The sequence below is a fragment of the Streptomyces azureus genome (assembly GCF_001270025.1).
Lineage (GTDB): Bacteria > Actinomycetota > Actinomycetes > Streptomycetales > Streptomycetaceae > Streptomyces > Streptomyces azureus.
On sequence record NZ_DF968198.1, the window covers coordinates 30,782 to 48,550 of the forward strand.

Here is a 17,769-nt window from a genome sequence, read left to right on the forward strand (position 1 = left end):
GTTACGCTGAGACGTCAGGCTGCTCCGGCGCGGCTGCGCTGAGGCGTCCTGCGGGAGGCGAACGGGAAGCTCCTGGTGAGGGCGGTATCCACTCACCTGTGCGGACTCCCGCACGCCCGTGCAGGCATATGCGGGACAATGGCCGGGTGACCTCAGCGACCCGACAGCCCGAGACCGCGGCCGATACCCTCCCTCCGCGGCTGATCGCCACCGACCTCGACGGCACCCTGCTGCGCGACGACAAGTCGGTGTCCCCGCGCACGGTGGCCGCGCTGGCCGCCGCCGAAGAGGCGGGTATCGAGGTCTTCTTCGTCACGGGCCGCCCGGCCCGCTGGATGGACGTCGTGAGCGACCACGTGCACGGCCACGGCCTGGCGATCTGCGGCAACGGCGCCGCCGTGGTCGACCTGCACGGCGGCCCCGGCTCCCACCGATTCGTGAAGGTGAGGGAGCTGGAGCGGGCGAACGCGCTGGACGCCGTACGCCTGCTGCGTGATGCGGCTCCGGGCACGGTGTACGCGGTGGAGCAGACGTACGGCTTCTACCAGGAGCCGGCCTACCCGAAGCTGCACATGGAGATCCCCGACAGCCTCGCCCCGGCGGAGGAGCTGCTGTCGCCGGGTCACCGCGCGGCCGCGGAGCCGGTGTTGAAGATCCTGGCCTACCACCCCGAGATGGATCCCGACGCCTTCCTGACCCTGGCCCGGCTCGCCATCGGCGACCGCGCCAACGTGACCCGCTCCAGCCCCAGCGCCCTGCTCGAGATCAGCGGTCCCGGTGTGTCCAAGGCCAGCACGCTCGCCCTGTGCTGCGCCGAGCGCGGCATCTCACACGAGCAGGTCGTCGCCTTCGGCGACATGCCGAACGACGTCGAGATGCTGACCTGGGCGGGCCGGTCCTACGCGATGGGCAACGCCCACCCGGACGTGATCGCCGCGGCCTCGGGACGGACGGTCGCGAACAACGAGGACGGGGTGGCGGTCGTGATCGAGCAGCTGCTCACGGAACTGCCGTAGCTGTCGCGGCGGCTACGGCCTGCGGCTCGGCCGTGGCTGTGGTTCGTCTGTGTGCGGCTCTCGCCGGGGTCAGAGCGACACCCCTCGCGCCGCCAGCCATGACACCGGGTTCACGGAGGAGCCCATCTCCGGCGTGACTCTGGCCTCGAAGTGCAGGTGCGGTCCGGTGGAGTTGCCCGTGCTGCCCGACTGGCCGATCCACTGGCCGGGGCTGACGTGCTCCCCCTGGTCGACCGCGACGGACGCGAGGTGGGCGTACTGCGTGTAGTAGCCGCCCGCGTGCCTGAGCACGATCTCGATGCCGAAGGGCCCCCCGCAGGACACCTTCTCCACCCGGCCCTCGCCCACGGCCCGCACCGGCGTGCCGATCGGCACCGCGAAGTCCTGCCCGGTGTGCCTGCTGGACCACCGCGCACCGCCGCTGCCGTAGGACGCGGACAGCTCGTACGTCCGCACGGGCGCGACCCACGCGCTCGTGAAGGGCGTCTCCGGCTGGTCGAGCCGCACGGCCCCACGGCACGCCCCGGCTGCGGCCGAGGCGTCCGCCTGCCCCTGGAGCTGCGAGCGTGCCGTTTCCAGCTTCTGTTCGATGTCGGCCTTGAGGTCGGCGAGTTGCTTGTTCCGCTTCTCCAGTGCCTGCCAGTGGGACGCGGCCTTGGCCTCGTCCGCGGCGAGTCGTGCCTCGGCCCGGTGGCTCCTGGAGATCGCGTTGTTCACGGCGAGATTGGTCTGTGAGAACGCGTGCTGACCTCGCATCAGGTCGTCTGGGCCATCGGCGAGGATCATCTGCGCGGCCACCGGCAGGCCACCGCTGGAGCGGTACTGGGCGCGGGCGATCCTGCCGAGGTCCTCGTGCAGGGCCGCGATGTGCCGCCGCTGACCGTCCAGGAGTTCCTCGGCCCGCTGGGCTCTGGCCCGTTGCTCCTCGGCCTCCTCGCGCCCGGCCTCGTACTGCTGCGTCGCCACCGCGGCCTCCTCGTACAGCCGCGCCACCTCGGCGCTGAGACCCGAGTCCCCGCCAGTGCCGTTCCCGGGGTCCTTGTGCGCCGCCGTCGGCCGGGCCGCGAGGACCGCCAGGGCGCACAGGAGAACCGGAACGAGCAGCCGGTGGCGGCGATATGAGCTCATGTCAGTGATCGTCACCCAGACCGGCCGACCCGACCCTGTTCACATCGTACGGCTGGGGGACCGGTTGCCCCGAACGGCTCAGTGCGGCGCCGGTTGTGGCCCCGCTAAGGCACGGCCACCAACGACTCCGACGCCGCCTCCCGCTCCGCCATCTCCCGCAACGGCCCGTCCACGGCCACCAGCTCCGCGTACGCCCCGCGCTGCACGACACGTCCCTGGTCCAGCACGATCACCTCGTCCACCGCCTCCAGACCCGCCAGCCGGTGCGTGATGAGCAGCGTCGTACGGCCCTCGGTGGCGGCCAGCAGGTCGGCGGTGAGCGCGTCCGCGGTCGGCAGGTCCAGGTGTTCGGCGGGCTCGTCGAGCACCAGGACGGGGAAGTCGGCGAGCAGTGCCCGGGCCAGCGCGAGCCGCTGTCGCTGCCCTCCCGACAGCCGCGCCCCGTGCTCGCCGACCAGAGTGTCGAGCCCGTCGGGCAGGCCGCTTGCCCAGTCCAGCAGCCGGGCCCGGCCGAGCGCGGCACGCAGTTCGTCCTCGGTGGCGTCCTTCTTGGCGAGCAGCAGGTTCTCGCGCAGCGAGCTGTCGAAGAGGTGCGCGTCCTGCGCGCACAGCCCGACGAGCTGTCGTACGTCGTCGCCGTGCAGCGCGTACGCGTCCACACCCGCCAGCGTGTAGGAACCCGCGTCCGCGTCGAGGAAGCGCAGCAGCACCTGCGCCAGCGTCGTCTTGCCGGAGCCGGACGGTCCGACCACGGCGACCCGGCGGCCCTCTTCGAGGGTCAGATCCAGCCCGGCGAGCGCGTCCCGGTTCTGCCCCGCGTACCGCGCGGCCAGCCCCTTGACGGCGACCGGGAACGGCGACGCGGGCGCCTGCCGGGGGTGCTCGGGCTCCGCCACGGGCTCCGGAGCGTCCAGCACCTCGTACACCCGCTCGGCGCTCCGGCGTACCCGCTGCCGGTACTGCACGGCGAGCGGCAGCCCGAGCACGGCCTCGAAGGCGGCCAGCGGGGTGAGGACGACGACGGCCATGGTCACTCCGTCCAGCCGCCCGGCCGCGACCGCCTGCGCGCCGACCAAGGCGGCGGCCGTGACGGTCAGGCCGGAGATCAGCGCGGTGAGCCCGTCGCCGAGTGCCGTGGCGGTGGCGGCGCGCGAGGCGATCCGGGTGAGCATCCCGTCGGCCTCGCGTGCCTGGGCGGTCCGCGCGGGGAGGGCACCTGCGACGGTCAGCTCCGCGGTTCCTGTGAGCAGATCGGCCACCCGCGTCGCGAGCACCCCGCGGGCGGGCGCCAGCCGGTGCTCGGCCCGCCGCGCGACGGCACCCGTGACGAGTGGCACGCCCCCTCCCGCCGCCAGCAGCCCGGCCGCGAGCACGGCCCCGGCCTCGGGCAGCAGCCACGCCGTGAACCCGACGGACGCGGCTGACACGACCACGGCCGCCCCGGCCGGCAGCAGCCACCGCAGCCAGTAGTCCTGCAACGCGTCCACGTCAGCGACCAGCCGGGACAGCAGATCACCCCGGCGGGTCCGGCGCAGCCCGGCGGGCGCCAGCCGCTCCAGCCTGCGGAACACCGCGACCCTGGTGTCCGCCAGCATCCGCAGCACGGCGTCGTGCGAGACCAGCCGCTCGGCGTACCGGAAGACGGCCCGCCCGATCCCGAAGGCCCGCGTCGCCGTCACGGCCACCATCAGATACAGCACGGGCGGCTGCTGCGAGGCCCGCGAGATCAGCCACCCGGAGGTGGCCATGAGCCCTACGGCACTCCCCAGTGCGAGACTCCCGAGCAGCAGCGCGAGGCCCAGGCGCCCTCGCCGGGCACCAGACATGGCGCGAACGCGTGCGAGGACCCCGCCCGAAGCGGGCCGGCCGCCGGGCTCGGTCGGAGAGGCCGCGGCGGGCAACTCGTCCTCAGCGGAAACCGTTCCGGGATTCCGGACCACGACGGACGCGACAGGCACCGCGGAGGATGTGACAGGCACCGGGGAAGACGCGACAGGCACCGGGGCCTCGGGCTCCGCCAGCCACACCACCCGGTCGGCCACGCCCAGCAGCGCCGGCCGGTGCACCACCAGCAGCACCGTCCGCCCCGCCGCCAGCCGCCGTACCGCCGTCACGACCTCGGCCTCGGTGGCCCCGTCCAGCGCGGCCGTCGGCTCGTCGAGCAGCAGCACGGGCCGGTCCGCGAGGAACGCCCGGGCCAGCGCCAGCCGCTGCCGCTGCCCGGCGGACAGCCCGGCTCCGTCCTCGCCGAGCACGGTGTCCACACCCTCGGGCAGCGCGTCCACGAACTCCAGCGCCCCTGCGTCCCGCAGCGCCCGCCGTACGGCGTCGTCGTCGGCCTCGGGCCGCGCCAGCCGTACGTTCTCGGCGATCGTCCCGGCGTACAGATGCGGCCGCTGCGGCACCCACGCGATCCGGGACCGCCACTGCTCCGGGTCCACGTCGGCGAGGTCGACTCCCCCGACCCGCACTCGCCCCTCGGCTGGTGGCACGAACCCGAGCAGGACGTGCAGCAGCGTCGATTTGCCGGCACCGCTCGGCCCGACCAGCGCGACCGTCTCCCCGGGCTCGACAGTGAAGGACACGTCCGACACGGCGTCCGCCGACCGCCCCGGGTAGCGAACGGTCACTCCCTCGAAAGCCAGCGCACCCACCGGCACGGCCCCGGAACCGGACGCCGTAACAGGCGTCTCCAGTACCTCGAAAATCTCCTCCGCCGCGGCCAGTCCCTCCGCCGCCGCGTGGTACTGCGCCCCGACCTGCCGCAACGGCAGATACGCCTCCGGCGCCAGGATCAGGATGACCAGGCCGATGTACAGGTCCATCTCGCCGTGCACCAGCCGCATGCCGATCGTCACGGCGACCAGGGCCACCGAGATCGTCGCGAGCAGCTCCAGCGCGAAGGACGAGATGAAGGCGATCCGCAGCGTCCGCATGGTCGCCTGCCGGTACTCGCCGGTGATCCGCCGGATCGACTCGGCCTGCGCCTTGGCCCGCCCGAAGACCTTCAGCGTCGGCAGCCCCGCGACGACGTCCAGGAAGTGCCCGGACAACCGCGACAGCAGCCGCCACTGACGATCCATCCTCGACTGGGTGGCCCAGCCGATCAGCACCATGAAGACCGGGATGAGCGGCAGGGTGCCCACGATGATGGCCGCGGAGACCCAGTCCTCGGTGACGATCCGCGCCAGCACCGCCACAGGCACAATCACCGCGAGACCCAACTGCGGCAGATACCGCGAGAAGTAGTCGTCGAGGGCATCGACACCCCGGGTGGCCAGAGCGACCAGCGAACCGGTCCGCTGTCCGCTCAGCCAGCCCGGCCCCAGCTGAGCGGCACGCTCCAGCAACCGCCCCCGCAGCTCGGACTTCACCGCCGCGCTCGCCCGGTGCGCGGCGAGCTCGGTGAGCCAGCCGACCAGCGCCCGGCCGACCGCGACGGCGGCCAGGAGCAGCAGGGGAGTGCCGAGTTCGGACACCGCCATGCGGTGCTGGAACGCGCCGACCACCACCTCGGCGATGAGCATCGCCTGGGCGATGACCAGTCCCGCCCCGATCGCCCCCAGGGCGATGACCGCCACCAGGAAGACCCGGGTGGCACGGGCGTACCGGAGCAGACGCGGATCGATTGGTTTCACGTGAAACACACCTCAGTGCACGGTCTCGGCGATGTGCTGCGTACCGATCCGCTTGCGGAACACCCAGTACGTCCAGCCCTGGTAAAGCATCACGACCGGAGCGGCGATCGCCGCGCACCAGGTCATGATCTTCAGCGTGTACGGGCTGGACGAGGCGTTGGTGACCGTCAGGCTCCAGTCCGGGTTCAGCGTCGACGGCATGACGTTCGGGAACAACGTCAGGAAGAGCATCGCCACCGTGGCCACGATGGTGAGCCCCGACAGGGCGAACGCCCAGCCCTCACGCCTCGCCCGCGCCGCGACCAGCGCCACGACGAGCGACGCCACGGCCGCGACCAGCGCGACGAGCGACGCCCCGTCGCCCTGGTCGGACTGCGTCCACAGCAGGAAGGCGAGGGCCAGCAGGGCGGTCACCAGGCCGACGCGCAGCGCCAGCTTCCGCGCCCGCTCCCGGATCTCCCCGACGGTCTTGAGCCCGACGAACACCGTCCCGTGGAAGGTGAACAGGGCCAGCGTGACGAGGCCGCCCAGGAGCGCATACGGGTTGAGCAGGTCCAGGACGCCGCCGGCGTAGTTGAAGTCCTGGTCGATCTTCACGCCGTGCACGATGTTGCCGAAGGCCACACCCCACAGGAACGCGGGGATCAGCGAGGTCCAGAAGATCGCTGTCTCCCAGTTGCGCTGCCAGTTCTCCTCGGGCCGCTTGGCGCGGTACTCGAAGGCCACACCCCGGACGATGAGGCAGACCAGGATGAGCAACAGCGGCAGGTAGAAACCGGAGAAGAGCGTGGCGTACCACTCGGGGAAGGCGGCGAAGGTCGCGCCGCCCGCCGAGAGCAGCCATACCTCGTTGCCGTCCCAGACAGGGCCGATGGTGTTGATCAGCACCCGCTTCTCGGGCCGGTTGCGGGCGAGCAGCTTCGTGAGCACACCGACTCCGAAGTCGAAGCCCTCCAGGAAGAAGTAGCCGGTCCACAGGACGGCGATCAGGACGAACCAGACGTCGTGCAGTTCCATGACTGTGCAGCTCCCTCGGCCTAGTACGAGAAGGCCATCGGCTTGTCGGCGTCACGGGAGTCGCCGCCGATCTTCGTGGGCGGATTGAGGTCGGCCTCGGTGAGCTCCGGCGGGCCCGCCTTGACGTACTTGACCAGCAGCTTGACCTCGACGACGGCGAGGATCGCGTACAGCGTGGTGAAGACGATCATCGAGGTGATGACCTCGGCCTGGGAGACACCGGGGGAGACCGCGTGACGGGTCTGGAGCACGCCGTAGACGACCCACGGCTGGCGGCCCATCTCGGTGAAGATCCAGCCCCAGGAGCTGGCGATCAGCGGGAAGCCCAGAGTGAGGATCGCGATGCGCCAGTACCACTTGGTGAGGGTCGGACCGAGAGCCTTCTTCGGCAGCAGCACGAGATGCGGCACCTCGTCCTCGCCCACTCGCAGATGCTGGGGCAGCATGAACTTCTTGCGGGTCAGCCACAGTCCGGCCAGGCCGATGGCGAACGACGTCATGCCGAAGCCGATCATCCAGCGGAAGCCCCAGTAGGCGACGGGGATGTTGGGCCGGTAGTCGCCGGGCCCGTACTTCTCCTGCTCGGCCTTGTTGACGTCGTTGATGCCGGGCACATACGAGGTGAAGTCGTCCTTGGCGAGGAAGGACAGCAGACCGGGTATCTCGATGGCGACCTTGTTGTGCCCCTTGTCCACGTCACCGATGGCGAAGACCGAGAAGGGCGCCGGCTTCTCGCCGTCCCACAGTGCCTCGGCCGCGGCCATCTTCATCGGCTGCTGCTGGTACATGATCTTGCCGAGGACGTCACCGCTGACCGCGGTGAGCAGACCGCCGACGACGACGGTGACGAGGCCCAGCCGCAGCGAGGTCTTCATCACAGGGACGTGCTTCTTGCGGACCAGGTGGAAGGCGGCGATGCCGACCATGAAGGCGCCACCGGTCAGGAAAGCCGCGGTGAGCGTGTGGAAGACCTGGGCGAGCGCGGTGTTCTGGGTCAGCACCAGCCAGAAGTCGGTGAGCTCGGCCCGCCCCTTGGCCTCGTTGATGCGGTAGCCGACCGGGTGCTGCATCCAGGAGTTGGCCGCGAGGATGAAGTACGCCGACAGGATCGTGCCGATCGAGACCATCCATATGCAGGCCAGGTGGATCTTCTTGGGCAGCTTGTCCCAGCCGAAGATCCACAGGCCGATGAAGGTGGACTCGAAGAAGAAGGCGATCAGGGCCTCGAAGGCGAGCGGCGCGCCGAAGACGTCACCGACGAAGCGTGAGTAGTCGGACCAGTTCATGCCGAACTGGAACTCCTGCACGATGCCGGTGACCACACCCATCGCGATGTTGATCAGGAAGAGCTTGCCCCAGAACTTCGTCGCCCGGAGGTACTTCTCCTTCTCCGTCCGCACCCACGCGGTCTGCAGCCCGGCCGTGAGGGCGGCCAGCGAGATCGTCAGGGGGACGAACAGAAAGTGGTAGACGGTGGTGATGCCGAACTGCCATCGCGCCAGGGTCTCCGGCGCCAAAGCGAGGTCCACGTCGCCGCTCCTTACATACGCTTGTGAAAGCGTTCACATTCACAAGCCATTATGCAGCACGGACTTTCGAGCCGTTGAGGGGGCCCCGGCCCCGGGTCAACCTCTTGGCGTGAACTTCAACATAATGTTGAATCAGCGGCGGGCAGACACGGGCACCGCTCCATACACGGATCTCCTGGCCCGAAGGCCACCTCACCGCGACCCTCGACGACACCCCGACCAGTCAGGCACTCGCCAAGACGCTGCCCTTCGTCTCGACCGTCCGCACCTGGGACGAAGAGGTGTTCTTCGACACAGGACTGCCGGTTTCACGTGAAACAGACGCCCGGCAGGTCGTGGAACCGGGCACGGTCGCCTTCTGGACCGACGGCGGCGCCCTTGCCCTCCGCTACGGCCCCACGCCCATCTCGCAGGGCGACAAGTACCGCCTTGCGAGCCCGTGCAACGTCCTGGGCCGCGTCGACGGCGACCCCCGCCTGCTCACGACCGTGCGCGACGGCGACCCGATACGCGTGGAACCGGCCGACGACTAGCGCCGGACGGCTCGGACAACGGGCCCCTCCCAGCTCCTAGAGGTCCTTGCGAAACCCTTCCGCCACCTTCAGGAAGATGTCGTTCGCCTCGGTCTCCCCGACCGTGACCCGCACACCCTCACCCGGGAACGGCCGGATCATCACGCCCGCCTGCTCGCACGCCTCCGCGAACGGGACCGTGCGCTCCCCCAGCCGCAGCCACACGAAGTTGGCCTGGGTCTCGGGCACCGTCCAGCCCTGGGCGCGCAGCCCGTCGACCACGCGCGTGCGCTCACACACCAGCGAGCCGACCCGGCCGAGCAGCTCGTCCTCGGCAAGCAACGAGGCGATCGCCGCTTCCTGCGCGAGCTGGCTCACCCCGAACGGAACCGCCGTCTTGCGCAGCGCCGCGGCCACCGGCTCGTGGGCGATGGCGAAGCCGACGCGCAGACCGGCGAGGCCGTACGCCTTGGAGAATGTCCGCAGGACACAGACGTTGGGCCGGTCGCGGTAGAGCTCGACACCGTCCGGCACCTCGGGATCGCGGATGAACTCGCGGTAGGCCTCGTCGAGCACCACCAGCACATCACCGGGCACCCGGTCGAGGAAGCGCTCCAGCTCCGCCCGCCGCACGACCGTTCCCGTCGGGTTGTTGGGGTTGCAGACGAAGATCAGCCGGGTCCGGTCGGTGATCGCGTCCGCCATCGCGTCGAGGTCGTGCACATCACCGGACGTCAGCGGCACCTGCACCGAGGTAGCGCCGCTGATCTGCGTGATGATCGGGTACGCCTCGAAGGACCGCCAGGCGTAGATGACCTCGTCGCCGGGGCCGGACGTGGCCTGGATCAGCTGTTGGGCGACACCGACCGACCCGGTACCGGTGGACACGTGGGAGAGGGGCACGCCGAACCGCTCGGACAGCTCGTTCATCAGCCCCGTACACGCCATGTCCGGGTAGCGGTTGAAGTTGCAGGCGGCCGCCGTCACCGTCTCCAGCACGCCCGGCAGCGGCGGATAGGGGTTCTCGTTGGAGGACAGCTTGTAGGCCACCGGCCCGCCCGCCGCCGCCGGCTTGCCCGGCTTGTAGGTGGGGATCCCCTCCAGCTCGGCGCGCAGCTTGGGGCTCGTCTCGCTCACCGCAGTCCTCCTCGCGAAGACCGGCGGCCCATGACCGCCGCCGACATCCAATACTCCTCACCTTATGAGGATTCGGCCCCGCTGCGTATAGCCACGACGGAGCGACGAACACCGACCCCGTACATCCCACCGGCATCAGGGGCATCGCCGTACGAAGGCGTACGAATCCAGGGGCGCGCCGCACATATATCTACGCGCCGGTGGTGCACGCCGTGGCGCGCATCCCCCGTGCAGGTGAGTTGAGACCTCTTCGCAACATCGGCCACTTGGCAGGCCCGTGCGCGCCGACAAGACACCTACTGGCATGGAAGCGCCCAACGCCCTTGGTTTCCCAAGCAATTGAGGTTAAATGATCATGCAGAAACGTGCCTGTCAACGCGTGCATATGCGTCCGCACTACCCCACCGCATGAGCCCTACTATCGGCTCGCCATGACAGCAGCAGGGAAGCACCAGGTGAGCCGCGCGGAAACCTCACGTCGAGGCAGTCGGTCGGGTCGGGCGGGTATCAGAGACGTGGCCGCCGCCGCCGGAGTGTCCATCACGACCGTCTCCGACGCCCTCAACGGCAAGGGCCGGCTCCCGGACGCCACCCGGCGCCATGTCCGCGAGGTCGCCGACCGTCTGGGCTACCGCCCCTCGGCCGCCGCCCGGACCCTCCGTACCGGCAAGTCGGGACTCATCGGCCTGACCGTGACGACGTACGGGGATGAACCTTTCACCTTCACCGAGTTCGCCTACTTCGCCGAGATGGCGCGAGCCGCCACCTCCGCCGCGCTCGCCCGCGGCTACGCCCTCGTGATCCTGCCCGCGACCTCCCGCCACGACGTGTGGTCGAACGTCGCCCTGGACGGCACGGTCGTCATCGACCCCTCCGACCAGGACCCGGTGGTCAGCGAACTCGTCCGGCAGGGTCTGCCGGTCGTCTCCGACGGCCGCCCGGCCGGCTCGCTGCCGGTCACGGCCTGGGTCGACAACGACCACGAGGCCGCCGTCCTCGGCATCCTCGACCACCTGGCCGACGCAGGAGCCCGCCGCATCGGCCTGCTGACCGGCACGACGACCGACACGTACACCCACCTGTCGACCACCGCATACCTGCGCTGGTGCGAGCGCGTAGGCCAGGATCCGGTGTACGAGGCCTATCCGGCGCACGATCCGTGCGCGGGCGCGGTCGCCGCCGACCGGCTCCTGGCCCGCCCCGACCGGCCCGACGCGGTCTACGGGCTGTTCGACCCGAACGGCACCGACCTGCTCGCCGCCGCCCGCCGCTACGGCCTGCGCGTACCGGAAGACCTGCTGCTGGTCTGTTGCAGCGAGTCCACCGTGTACGCCAACACCGAGCCGCCCATCACCACGCTCTCCCTGAAACCGCGACGCATCGGCACAGCGGTCGTGCAGCTCCTCATCGACGCCATCGAGGGAGCGGATTCGGACCGTCCGGTGGAGCAGGTGATACCGACGGAGCTGATCGTGCGCACGTCCTCCCAGCGGCGCCCGCCGCGCACGACGGTCAGCCCGCCTCGGTCAGCCGAGGAGACGTAGGCCGGTACACCCGGGTAAAGGGAAGTGCGCACTCCTGGGGAGAAACAGGGCCGGTCCCCCGGAGAGAAGGGATCGTTCTCGCGAAGAGAAGGAAAGCGAGGACGGTCACACGGTGGTCAAAGCCCGGCCCAATCGGGGCGAAAGCCGCGGTGAACTGGACTCTTGCTCTGATTCACCACCCCTGGGTCATCACATGGCGCGATCCGCATTCCTATGATGGGCCCACGACACCGACGGGCCGCTACGACCAGGCAGTCCGATGCGGTGCAGATGCGGCGCGATGGTGGAGGGGTCGATGACTCAGGGGGCCGGTCAGGGACCCGAGGTGGAGCGGACGGCGACGTTGCGCGACTTCCGGGTGCCCGCGTACGTCCACGAGGCCGGTCCGTACGCCCACAGCGCCCACCCCGGCGAGGTCGCCCCGCCGCCCGAGGAGACCTACCCCGAGGGGTACACGCCGACCGAGCGCGATCTGCCCGTGATCAACCGGGGCGACACCGTCCAGGTGACGGTCGATCCCGAGGCCGCCGCAGCGCCGCAGGACGACACCGGGCAGGGCCCGCTGTACGTCGTGGGCGACGTGCACGGCTACCTCGACGAGCTGGTGGCCGCCCTCCAGGAGAAGGGCCTCCTCGACGCCGCCGGCAACTGGTGCGCGGGCACCGCCCGGCTGTGGTTCCTCGGCGACTTCACCGACCGCGGCCCGGACGGCATCGGCGTCATCGACCTGGTGATGCGGCTGTCCGCCGAGGCCGCCGCGGCGGGCGGCTACTGCAAGGCGCTCATGGGCAACCACGAGCTGCTGCTGCTCGGCGCCAAGCGGTTCGGCGACACCCCCGTCAACTCCGGCGCGGGCACCGCCACTTTCCAGGCGGCCTGGCTGCTCAACGGCGGCCAGAAGACCGACATGGACCGCCTCCAGGACCACCACCTGCAGTGGATGGCCCGTCTGGACGCCGTCGAGGAGGTCGACGGCCACCTGCTCGTCCACTCCGACACCACCGCCTACCTCGACTACGGCCGCTCCATCGAGGAGGTCAACGACACCGTCCGCGAGACGCTCACGCGCAACGACGCGGACGAGGTCTGGGACCTGTTCCGCAAGTTCACCAAGCGGTTCTCCTTCCGCGACGAGGGCGGCGCGAACGCCGTACGCTCTTTGCTCGATACGTACGGGGGCACCCGCATCGTTCACGGTCACAGCCCGATTCCCTATCTGCTGGGCGAGGTCGGCTCCGAGGACGACGAGGACAACTCCGACCCCGTGGTCGAGGGACCGCACGTCTACGCCGACGGACTCGCCATCGCCATGGACGGCGGCGTGACCATGGCCGGAAAGCTGCTGGTCCAGCAACTGCCGCTGGGTACGTGAACGTTCACCGGGCAGGCGTTTCCCGTCTCAGGACCGGACCGGTGAAGGGCCAATTTCGGTAAACCCCCTGTCACCGCCCACCTTCACGGCTCTACCATCGGCTTATCCGTAGCAGGCTCCCCTCCGTTTCTGCCCGACGGCTCGTCAGCATGCCGAGCCCCAAGCCCTACGGAGCATCGGGGGATGCACATGAACAGCGTTCCGCAGCACCTGCTGAGCGAGGACCGCCAGGACTACGAGCGGATCCTCGATGAGGCGCTGCGCTCCGCACCACACCGTCCGGAACTGGCCGCTGTCGGACAGCGGCTCAACCCCGAACAACTGCGCACCATGGCGCTGAACGCCACCGCGCTCATCACGGCGGCCGCGTCGACCGAATACCAGCACTACGTCAAAGTCCGTGAGGAAACGCGCCAGCCGGCGCCGTCCCGCCAACCGGCCGTGCGCGAATCCGGCTCCTCCGAGCCGGACGCGGGCGCGGCGGGCCTCGCCGCCACCCTGGGCGAGGTCGCCGAGACCGCCGGCGCGGGCGCCGTCGCCGTCGTCCTCGCGCCCGTCCTGGCCGGAACCGCCGCGGCGATCTTCCTGCTCGTCGGCTACATCCTCCAGATGCTCAACCCCGAGCAGGCGTTCGCCCGCACCATGCTCACCACGGGTTGGGTGTTCGGCGCCGTGACCGCGGTCGCGATCCTCGTCGCCGCGGTGGGACTGCTGATCACCGCCCTGCGCAACAAGCCGACGGCCGAGGGCGGCCCGCACGGCGAACTGCAAGGTGAAGTGGACCGGGCCAGGGAGGCCTGGCGCGAGGCCCTGCTGGAACGCGGCATCCTGCCGTTCCTCCGGGAGGCCCTCGTCGGCCCGAGCTCGGCCGCCGCGCTGCACCACACCTCCCCGTCCACACCGGTCAGCCGCATTCCGCACCTCGGCTACGACCGCCCGGGTTTCACCAGCCCGGAGGACGGCAACCGCGGCTCACGGCCGAGCTTCAGCAGCCCGGACTACACCAGCCCGGACTTCGGAGGACCGGAACACCAGCCGGAGTAGCCATCGGGTCAGTGCCGCAGGCCGATTCGCCCCCGCGGGCCAGGGGACCAGGGACCACCGATCCCCGGCCCTCGGCCTGTGTGCGGACGGATCAGTCCGCGATGGGCAGGTACACGCGGTTCCCGCTCGCCGCGAACTCCTTCGACTTCTGGGCCATGCCGTCCTCGATCTCGGCCTGTGTGCCGCCGTGTTCACGGCGGATGTCCTGCGAGATCTTCATGCTGCAGAACTTGGGACCGCACATCGAGCAGAAGTGAGCCGTCTTGGCGGGCTCCGCCGGCAGGGTCTCGTCGTGGAACTCCCGTGCCGTGTCCGGGTCGAGGGCGAGGTTGAACTGGTCCTCCCACCGGAACTCGAAACGGGCGTCGGACAGCGCGTCGTCCCACTCCTGGGCACCCGGGTGTCCCTTGGCGAGATCCGCCGCGTGGGCGGCGATTTTGTAGGTGATCACGCCGGTCTTGACGTCGTCACGGTTCGGCAGGCCCAAGTGCTCCTTGGGCGTGACGTAACACAGCATCGCCGTGCCCCACCAGGCGATCATCGCGGCACCGATGCCGGAGGTGATGTGGTCGTACGCCGGCGCGACGTCCGTGGTCAGCGGGCCGAGCGTATAGAAGGGAGCTTCATCGCAGATCTCCTGCTGAAGGTCGATGTTCTCCTTGATCTTGTGCATCGGGACGTGGCCCGGGCCTTCGATCATGGTCTGTACGTTGAAACGCTTCGCGATCCGGTTGAGTTCCCCGAGAGTCCGCAGTTCCGCGAACTGCGCCTCGTCGTTGGCATCCGCGATCGAGCCCGGCCGCAGGCCGTCGCCGAGGGAGTACGTGACGTCGTACGCGGCGAGGATCTCGCAGAGCTCCTCGAAGTTCTCGTACAGGAACGACTCCTTGTGGTGCGCGAGGCACCAGGCGGCCATGATCGAGCCCCCGCGCGAGACGATGCCGGTCTTGCGGTTGGCCGTCAGCGGTACGTACGCCAGGCGGACACCCGCGTGGACCGTCATGTAGTCCACGCCCTGCTCGGCCTGTTCGATGACCGTGTCCTTGTAGATGTCCCAGGTCAGCTCCTCGGCCCGGCCGTCGACCTTCTCCAGGGCCTGGTAGAGCGGCACGGTGCCGATGGGGACGGGGGAGTTGCGCAGCACCCACTCGCGCGTGGTGTGGATGTTGCGGCCGGTGGACAGGTCCATGACCGTGTCGGCGCCCCAGCGGGTCGCCCAGGTCATCTTCTCGACCTCCTCCTCGATGGAGGAGGTCACCGCCGAGTTGCCGATGTTGGCGTTGACCTTCACCAGGAACCGCTTGCCGATGATCATCGGCTCGATCTCCGGGTGGTTGACGTTGGCCGGCAGCACCGCCCGGCCCGCCGCGATCTCGTCGCGGACCACCTCGGGCGAAACGTTCTCTCGGATGGCCACGTACTCCATCTCGGGCGTGATCTCGCCGCGGCGGGCGTACGCGAGCTGCGTGACCGCCTTGCCGTCCCTCCCGCGGCGCGGCTGGCGCGGCCGTCCTGGGAAGACGGCGTCGAGGTTGCGCAGTCCGCCGCGCGGCGAGGTGTGCTTGATGCCGTCGTCCTCGGGACGGACGGGTCGGCCCGCGTACTCCTCGGTGTCCCCACGGGCGATGATCCAGTTCTCGCGCAGCGGCGGCAGGCCCCTGCGGACGTCGGTGTCGACGAGCGGGTCGGTGTACGGGCCCGACGTGTCGTACAGCGTGACCGACTGCCCGTTGGTGAGATGCACCTGACGGACCGGCACGCGCAGGTCGGGGCGGGTGCCCTCGACGTACGCCTTGTGCCAGCCGATGGACTTTCCGGCCTCCTCGGACTGTGCGTCCTGAACGGAGGCAGGCGTGCGTGCGTCCTTGTTGGTCATGAGACCTACTCCCTACGCCGGCATTACCCGGTAACAGGTTCGGCGGTCGACGCAGCGGCTTCCGTCTGCCGACGTTCCGTGTGAAACATCACTCGACTTCGGTGATGTTTCATGTGAAACATCGCTGGGACGGAGGTCAGCGCCCTCTCAGCCCGGTGCTCCGAGCTCCCGCGTGTACAAAAGGTGCCTCCACGCTAGCGGCAATTCTGGCGCGGTGAACAGAGGGCCCCCCTCGTTCTTGCGATGATCGGTCGGTGACCACGACGCAGCGTCCTCCTTACCCACCGCCCGAACCGCCCCGCGGATCCGGCGCCGGCAACGGCAACGGCCGTGGGCACGAGCACGATTTCGCCGCCCCCGGCGGGCTCGGCCCTGCCCGGGGACAGTCGCACGGGCACAGGACCGGCCCCGAGAACGGGCAGGGTGCCGGCCCGTCCGGCCCGTCCGGTGCGTACGGTCCCGGCTCCGGAGGCTGGCACGCTCCCGGCCCCGGAGAGGGTGACAGGCCCGGCGGAGGCCACGGGAACGGTGGCGGCGACGGACACGGCGAGGGCCACGGTCCCGGCGGCGGCCACGGGCACGGTGGGGGCGATGGTCACGGTGGCGGCGACGGGCACGGTCACGGAAACGGCCCCGCACCCGGTGGCGGGCACTCGCACAGTCACAGCCACGGTCCTGCCACGCCCGTCTCCATGCACCTGCGCAAGGTCATCGCGGCGGTCCTGATCCCCTTCGCCGCCGCCGTGCTGATCGGTCTCGCCGTGCTGTGGCCGGGTGGCGCCCCGCCGCACGAGCGCACCGGAGTGGGCTTCGACCGGCAGACGCAGCAGGCCTCGGTCACCAAGGTCGTGGAGGTGAGCTGCAAGGAGGCCGGCGCCTCGGGTGTCCCCCCGACCGGCGACACGTCCACTGCCGAGGGCTCCTCCGCCGTGCAGCAGGAGAACGGCACCTGCAAGCGGGCGACGATCCGGGTCGACAGCGGCAAGGACAAGGGCCGTACCTTCACCGAGATCGTCCAGCCGGACCAGTCCCGTCAGTTGCACGAGGGCCAGGAGGTCGTGGTCGCCTACGAGCCCTCCGCGCCGAAGGACCTCCAGTACTCCGTCACCGACATCAACCGCCGCCTGCCCCTGGCGCTGCTCGCCGGCATCTTCGCCCTCGCCGTCGTGGTCGTCGGGCGGCTGCGCGGTGTCATGGCCCTGGTAGCGCTGGCCATCAGCTTCATGGTGCTGAACCTCTTCATCCTGCCCGCGATCCTTCAGGGCTCGAACCCGCTGCTCGTGGCGGTGGTCGGCGCGAGCGCCATCATGCTCATCGCCCTGTATCTGTGTCACGGCCTGTCGGCCCGGACATCCGTGGCGGTGCTCGGCACCCTCATCTCACTGCTGCTGATCGGCGTTCTCGGCTCGCTGTTCATCGGCTGGGCTGCGCTCACCGGCAACACCGACGACAACACCGGTCTGATCCACGGCCTCTACCCGACGATCGACATGAGCGGTCTGCTGCTCGCCGGCGTCATCATCGGATCGCTGGGTGTGCTCGACGACGTGACGGTCACGCAGACCTCTGCGGTCTGGGAGCTGCACGAGGCCAACCCGTCCATGGGCTGGCGCGGCCTCTACCGCGCGGGTATCCGGATCGGCCGCGACCACATCGCCTCGGTCGTCAACACGCTCGTCCTCGCCTACGCGGGTGCCGCCCTGCCCCTGCTCCTGCTGTTCTCCATCGCGCAGAGCAGTGTCGGGACGGTAGCCAACAGCGAGCTGGTCGCGGAGGAGATCGTGCGCACGCTGATCGGTTCGATCGGCCTGGTGGCCTCGGTGCCGGTCACCACGGCCCTGGCCGCGCTGGTGGTCTCGGCCGACCGCCCGGGAGCGCAGCCCGCCGTGGAGGCCGCCGCGGCCCCGGCACGCGGGGGAAAGGGCCGGCGCCGCAAGCGCTGAGGCTCTCGCACCC

12 protein-coding genes are annotated in these 17,769 nt (G+C 70.1%); 6 read left to right on the top strand and 6 right to left on the bottom strand.

The features are described from left to right. The first annotated feature begins 128 nt into the window (after positions 1–128). On the top strand, positions 129–1,016 hold the full coding sequence (locus tag AOQ53_RS02940; RefSeq protein WP_078945114.1) for a Cof-type HAD-IIB family hydrolase: 888 nt from the start codon (positions 129–131) through the stop codon (positions 1,014–1,016). A 69-nt stretch (positions 1,017–1,085) separates the two neighbouring features. On the opposite strand, the gene AOQ53_RS02945 is transcribed toward AOQ53_RS02940, so the two are convergent. From AOQ53_RS02945 to AOQ53_RS02960, 4 genes are all read right to left on the bottom strand, one after another. Beyond that, positions 1,086–2,144, bottom strand: a complete 1,059-nt coding sequence (locus AOQ53_RS02945; RefSeq protein ID WP_059414711.1) for a M23 family metallopeptidase — start codon at positions 2,142–2,144, stop codon at positions 1,086–1,088. 104 nt (positions 2,145–2,248) lie between these two features. Beyond that, a complete protein-coding gene (gene cydD, locus AOQ53_RS02950) occupies positions 2,249–5,782 on the bottom strand; it encodes a thiol reductant ABC exporter subunit CydD (RefSeq protein WP_059414713.1) in 3,534 nt (1,177 codons plus the stop codon). Positions 5,783–5,794: 12 nt separating this feature from the next. After that, entirely contained in the window at positions 5,795–6,799 is a 1,005-nt protein-coding gene (gene cydB / locus AOQ53_RS02955; RefSeq protein ID WP_059414714.1) for a cytochrome d ubiquinol oxidase subunit II, read from the bottom strand. Between the two features lie 20 nt (positions 6,800–6,819). Then, entirely contained in the window at positions 6,820–8,328 is a 1,509-nt protein-coding gene (locus tag AOQ53_RS02960) for a cytochrome ubiquinol oxidase subunit I (RefSeq protein ID WP_059414716.1), read from the bottom strand. A gap of 131 nt (positions 8,329–8,459) precedes the next feature. On the opposite strand from AOQ53_RS02960, the gene AOQ53_RS02965 reads away from it, so the two are divergent. Then, positions 8,460–8,861, top strand: coding sequence for a cyclophilin-like fold protein (locus AOQ53_RS02965; RefSeq protein ID WP_059414718.1), 402 nt, complete (start codon positions 8,460–8,462; stop codon positions 8,859–8,861). Between the two features lie 36 nt (positions 8,862–8,897). Here AOQ53_RS02965 and hisC read toward each other — a convergent pair whose 3' ends face one another. Then, complete coding sequence (hisC, locus tag AOQ53_RS02970) at positions 8,898–9,977, bottom strand: histidinol-phosphate transaminase (RefSeq protein WP_059414719.1); 1,080 nt, start codon at positions 9,975–9,977, stop codon at positions 8,898–8,900. 431 nt (positions 9,978–10,408) lie between these two features. Between hisC and AOQ53_RS02975 the strand changes: the two genes are divergently transcribed. From AOQ53_RS02975 to AOQ53_RS02985, 3 genes are all read left to right on the top strand, one after another. Then, positions 10,409–11,521, top strand: coding sequence for a LacI family DNA-binding transcriptional regulator (locus AOQ53_RS02975; protein ID WP_078945115.1), 1,113 nt, complete (start codon positions 10,409–10,411; stop codon positions 11,519–11,521). Between the two features lie 280 nt (positions 11,522–11,801). Continuing rightward, on the top strand, positions 11,802–12,893 hold the full coding sequence (locus AOQ53_RS02980) for a metallophosphoesterase family protein (RefSeq protein ID WP_099054514.1): 1,092 nt from the start codon (positions 11,802–11,804) through the stop codon (positions 12,891–12,893). A 183-nt stretch (positions 12,894–13,076) separates the two neighbouring features. Continuing rightward, positions 13,077–13,937 (top strand): hypothetical protein, encoded by an 861-nt coding sequence (locus AOQ53_RS02985; RefSeq protein ID WP_059414725.1) that lies wholly within the window; start codon positions 13,077–13,079, stop codon positions 13,935–13,937. Positions 13,938–14,028: 91 nt separating this feature from the next. On the opposite strand, the gene thiC is transcribed toward AOQ53_RS02985, so the two are convergent. Beyond that, positions 14,029–15,813 carry a phosphomethylpyrimidine synthase ThiC gene (thiC, locus tag AOQ53_RS02990; protein ID WP_059414726.1) on the bottom strand — a complete coding sequence of 595 codons (1,785 nt, stop codon included), beginning with the start codon at positions 15,811–15,813 and terminating at the stop codon, positions 14,029–14,031. A gap of 254 nt (positions 15,814–16,067) precedes the next feature. Between thiC and AOQ53_RS02995 the strand changes: the two genes are divergently transcribed. Beyond that, on the top strand, positions 16,068–17,756 hold the full coding sequence (locus AOQ53_RS02995) for a YibE/F family protein (RefSeq protein WP_063888857.1): 1,689 nt from the start codon (positions 16,068–16,070) through the stop codon (positions 17,754–17,756). Positions 17,757–17,769: the final 13 nt, after the last annotated feature.

Coding starts and splice junctions, on each gene's coding strand:
- AOQ53_RS02985 (WP_059414725.1), top strand. CDS start 13,077: ATGCACATGAACAGCGTTCCGCAGCACCTGCTGAGCGAGGACCGCCAG.
- thiC (WP_059414726.1), bottom strand. CDS start 15,813: ATGACCAACAAGGACGCACGCACGCCTGCCTCCGTTCAGGACGCACAG.
- AOQ53_RS02940 (WP_078945114.1), top strand. CDS start 129: ATGCGGGACAATGGCCGGGTGACCTCAGCGACCCGACAGCCCGAGACC.
- AOQ53_RS02980 (WP_099054514.1), top strand. CDS start 11,802: ATGGTGGAGGGGTCGATGACTCAGGGGGCCGGTCAGGGACCCGAGGTG.
- AOQ53_RS02975 (WP_078945115.1), top strand. CDS start 10,409: ATGACAGCAGCAGGGAAGCACCAGGTGAGCCGCGCGGAAACCTCACGT.
- cydB (WP_059414714.1), bottom strand. CDS start 6,799: ATGGAACTGCACGACGTCTGGTTCGTCCTGATCGCCGTCCTGTGGACC.
- AOQ53_RS02945 (WP_059414711.1), bottom strand. CDS start 2,144: ATGAGCTCATATCGCCGCCACCGGCTGCTCGTTCCGGTTCTCCTGTGC.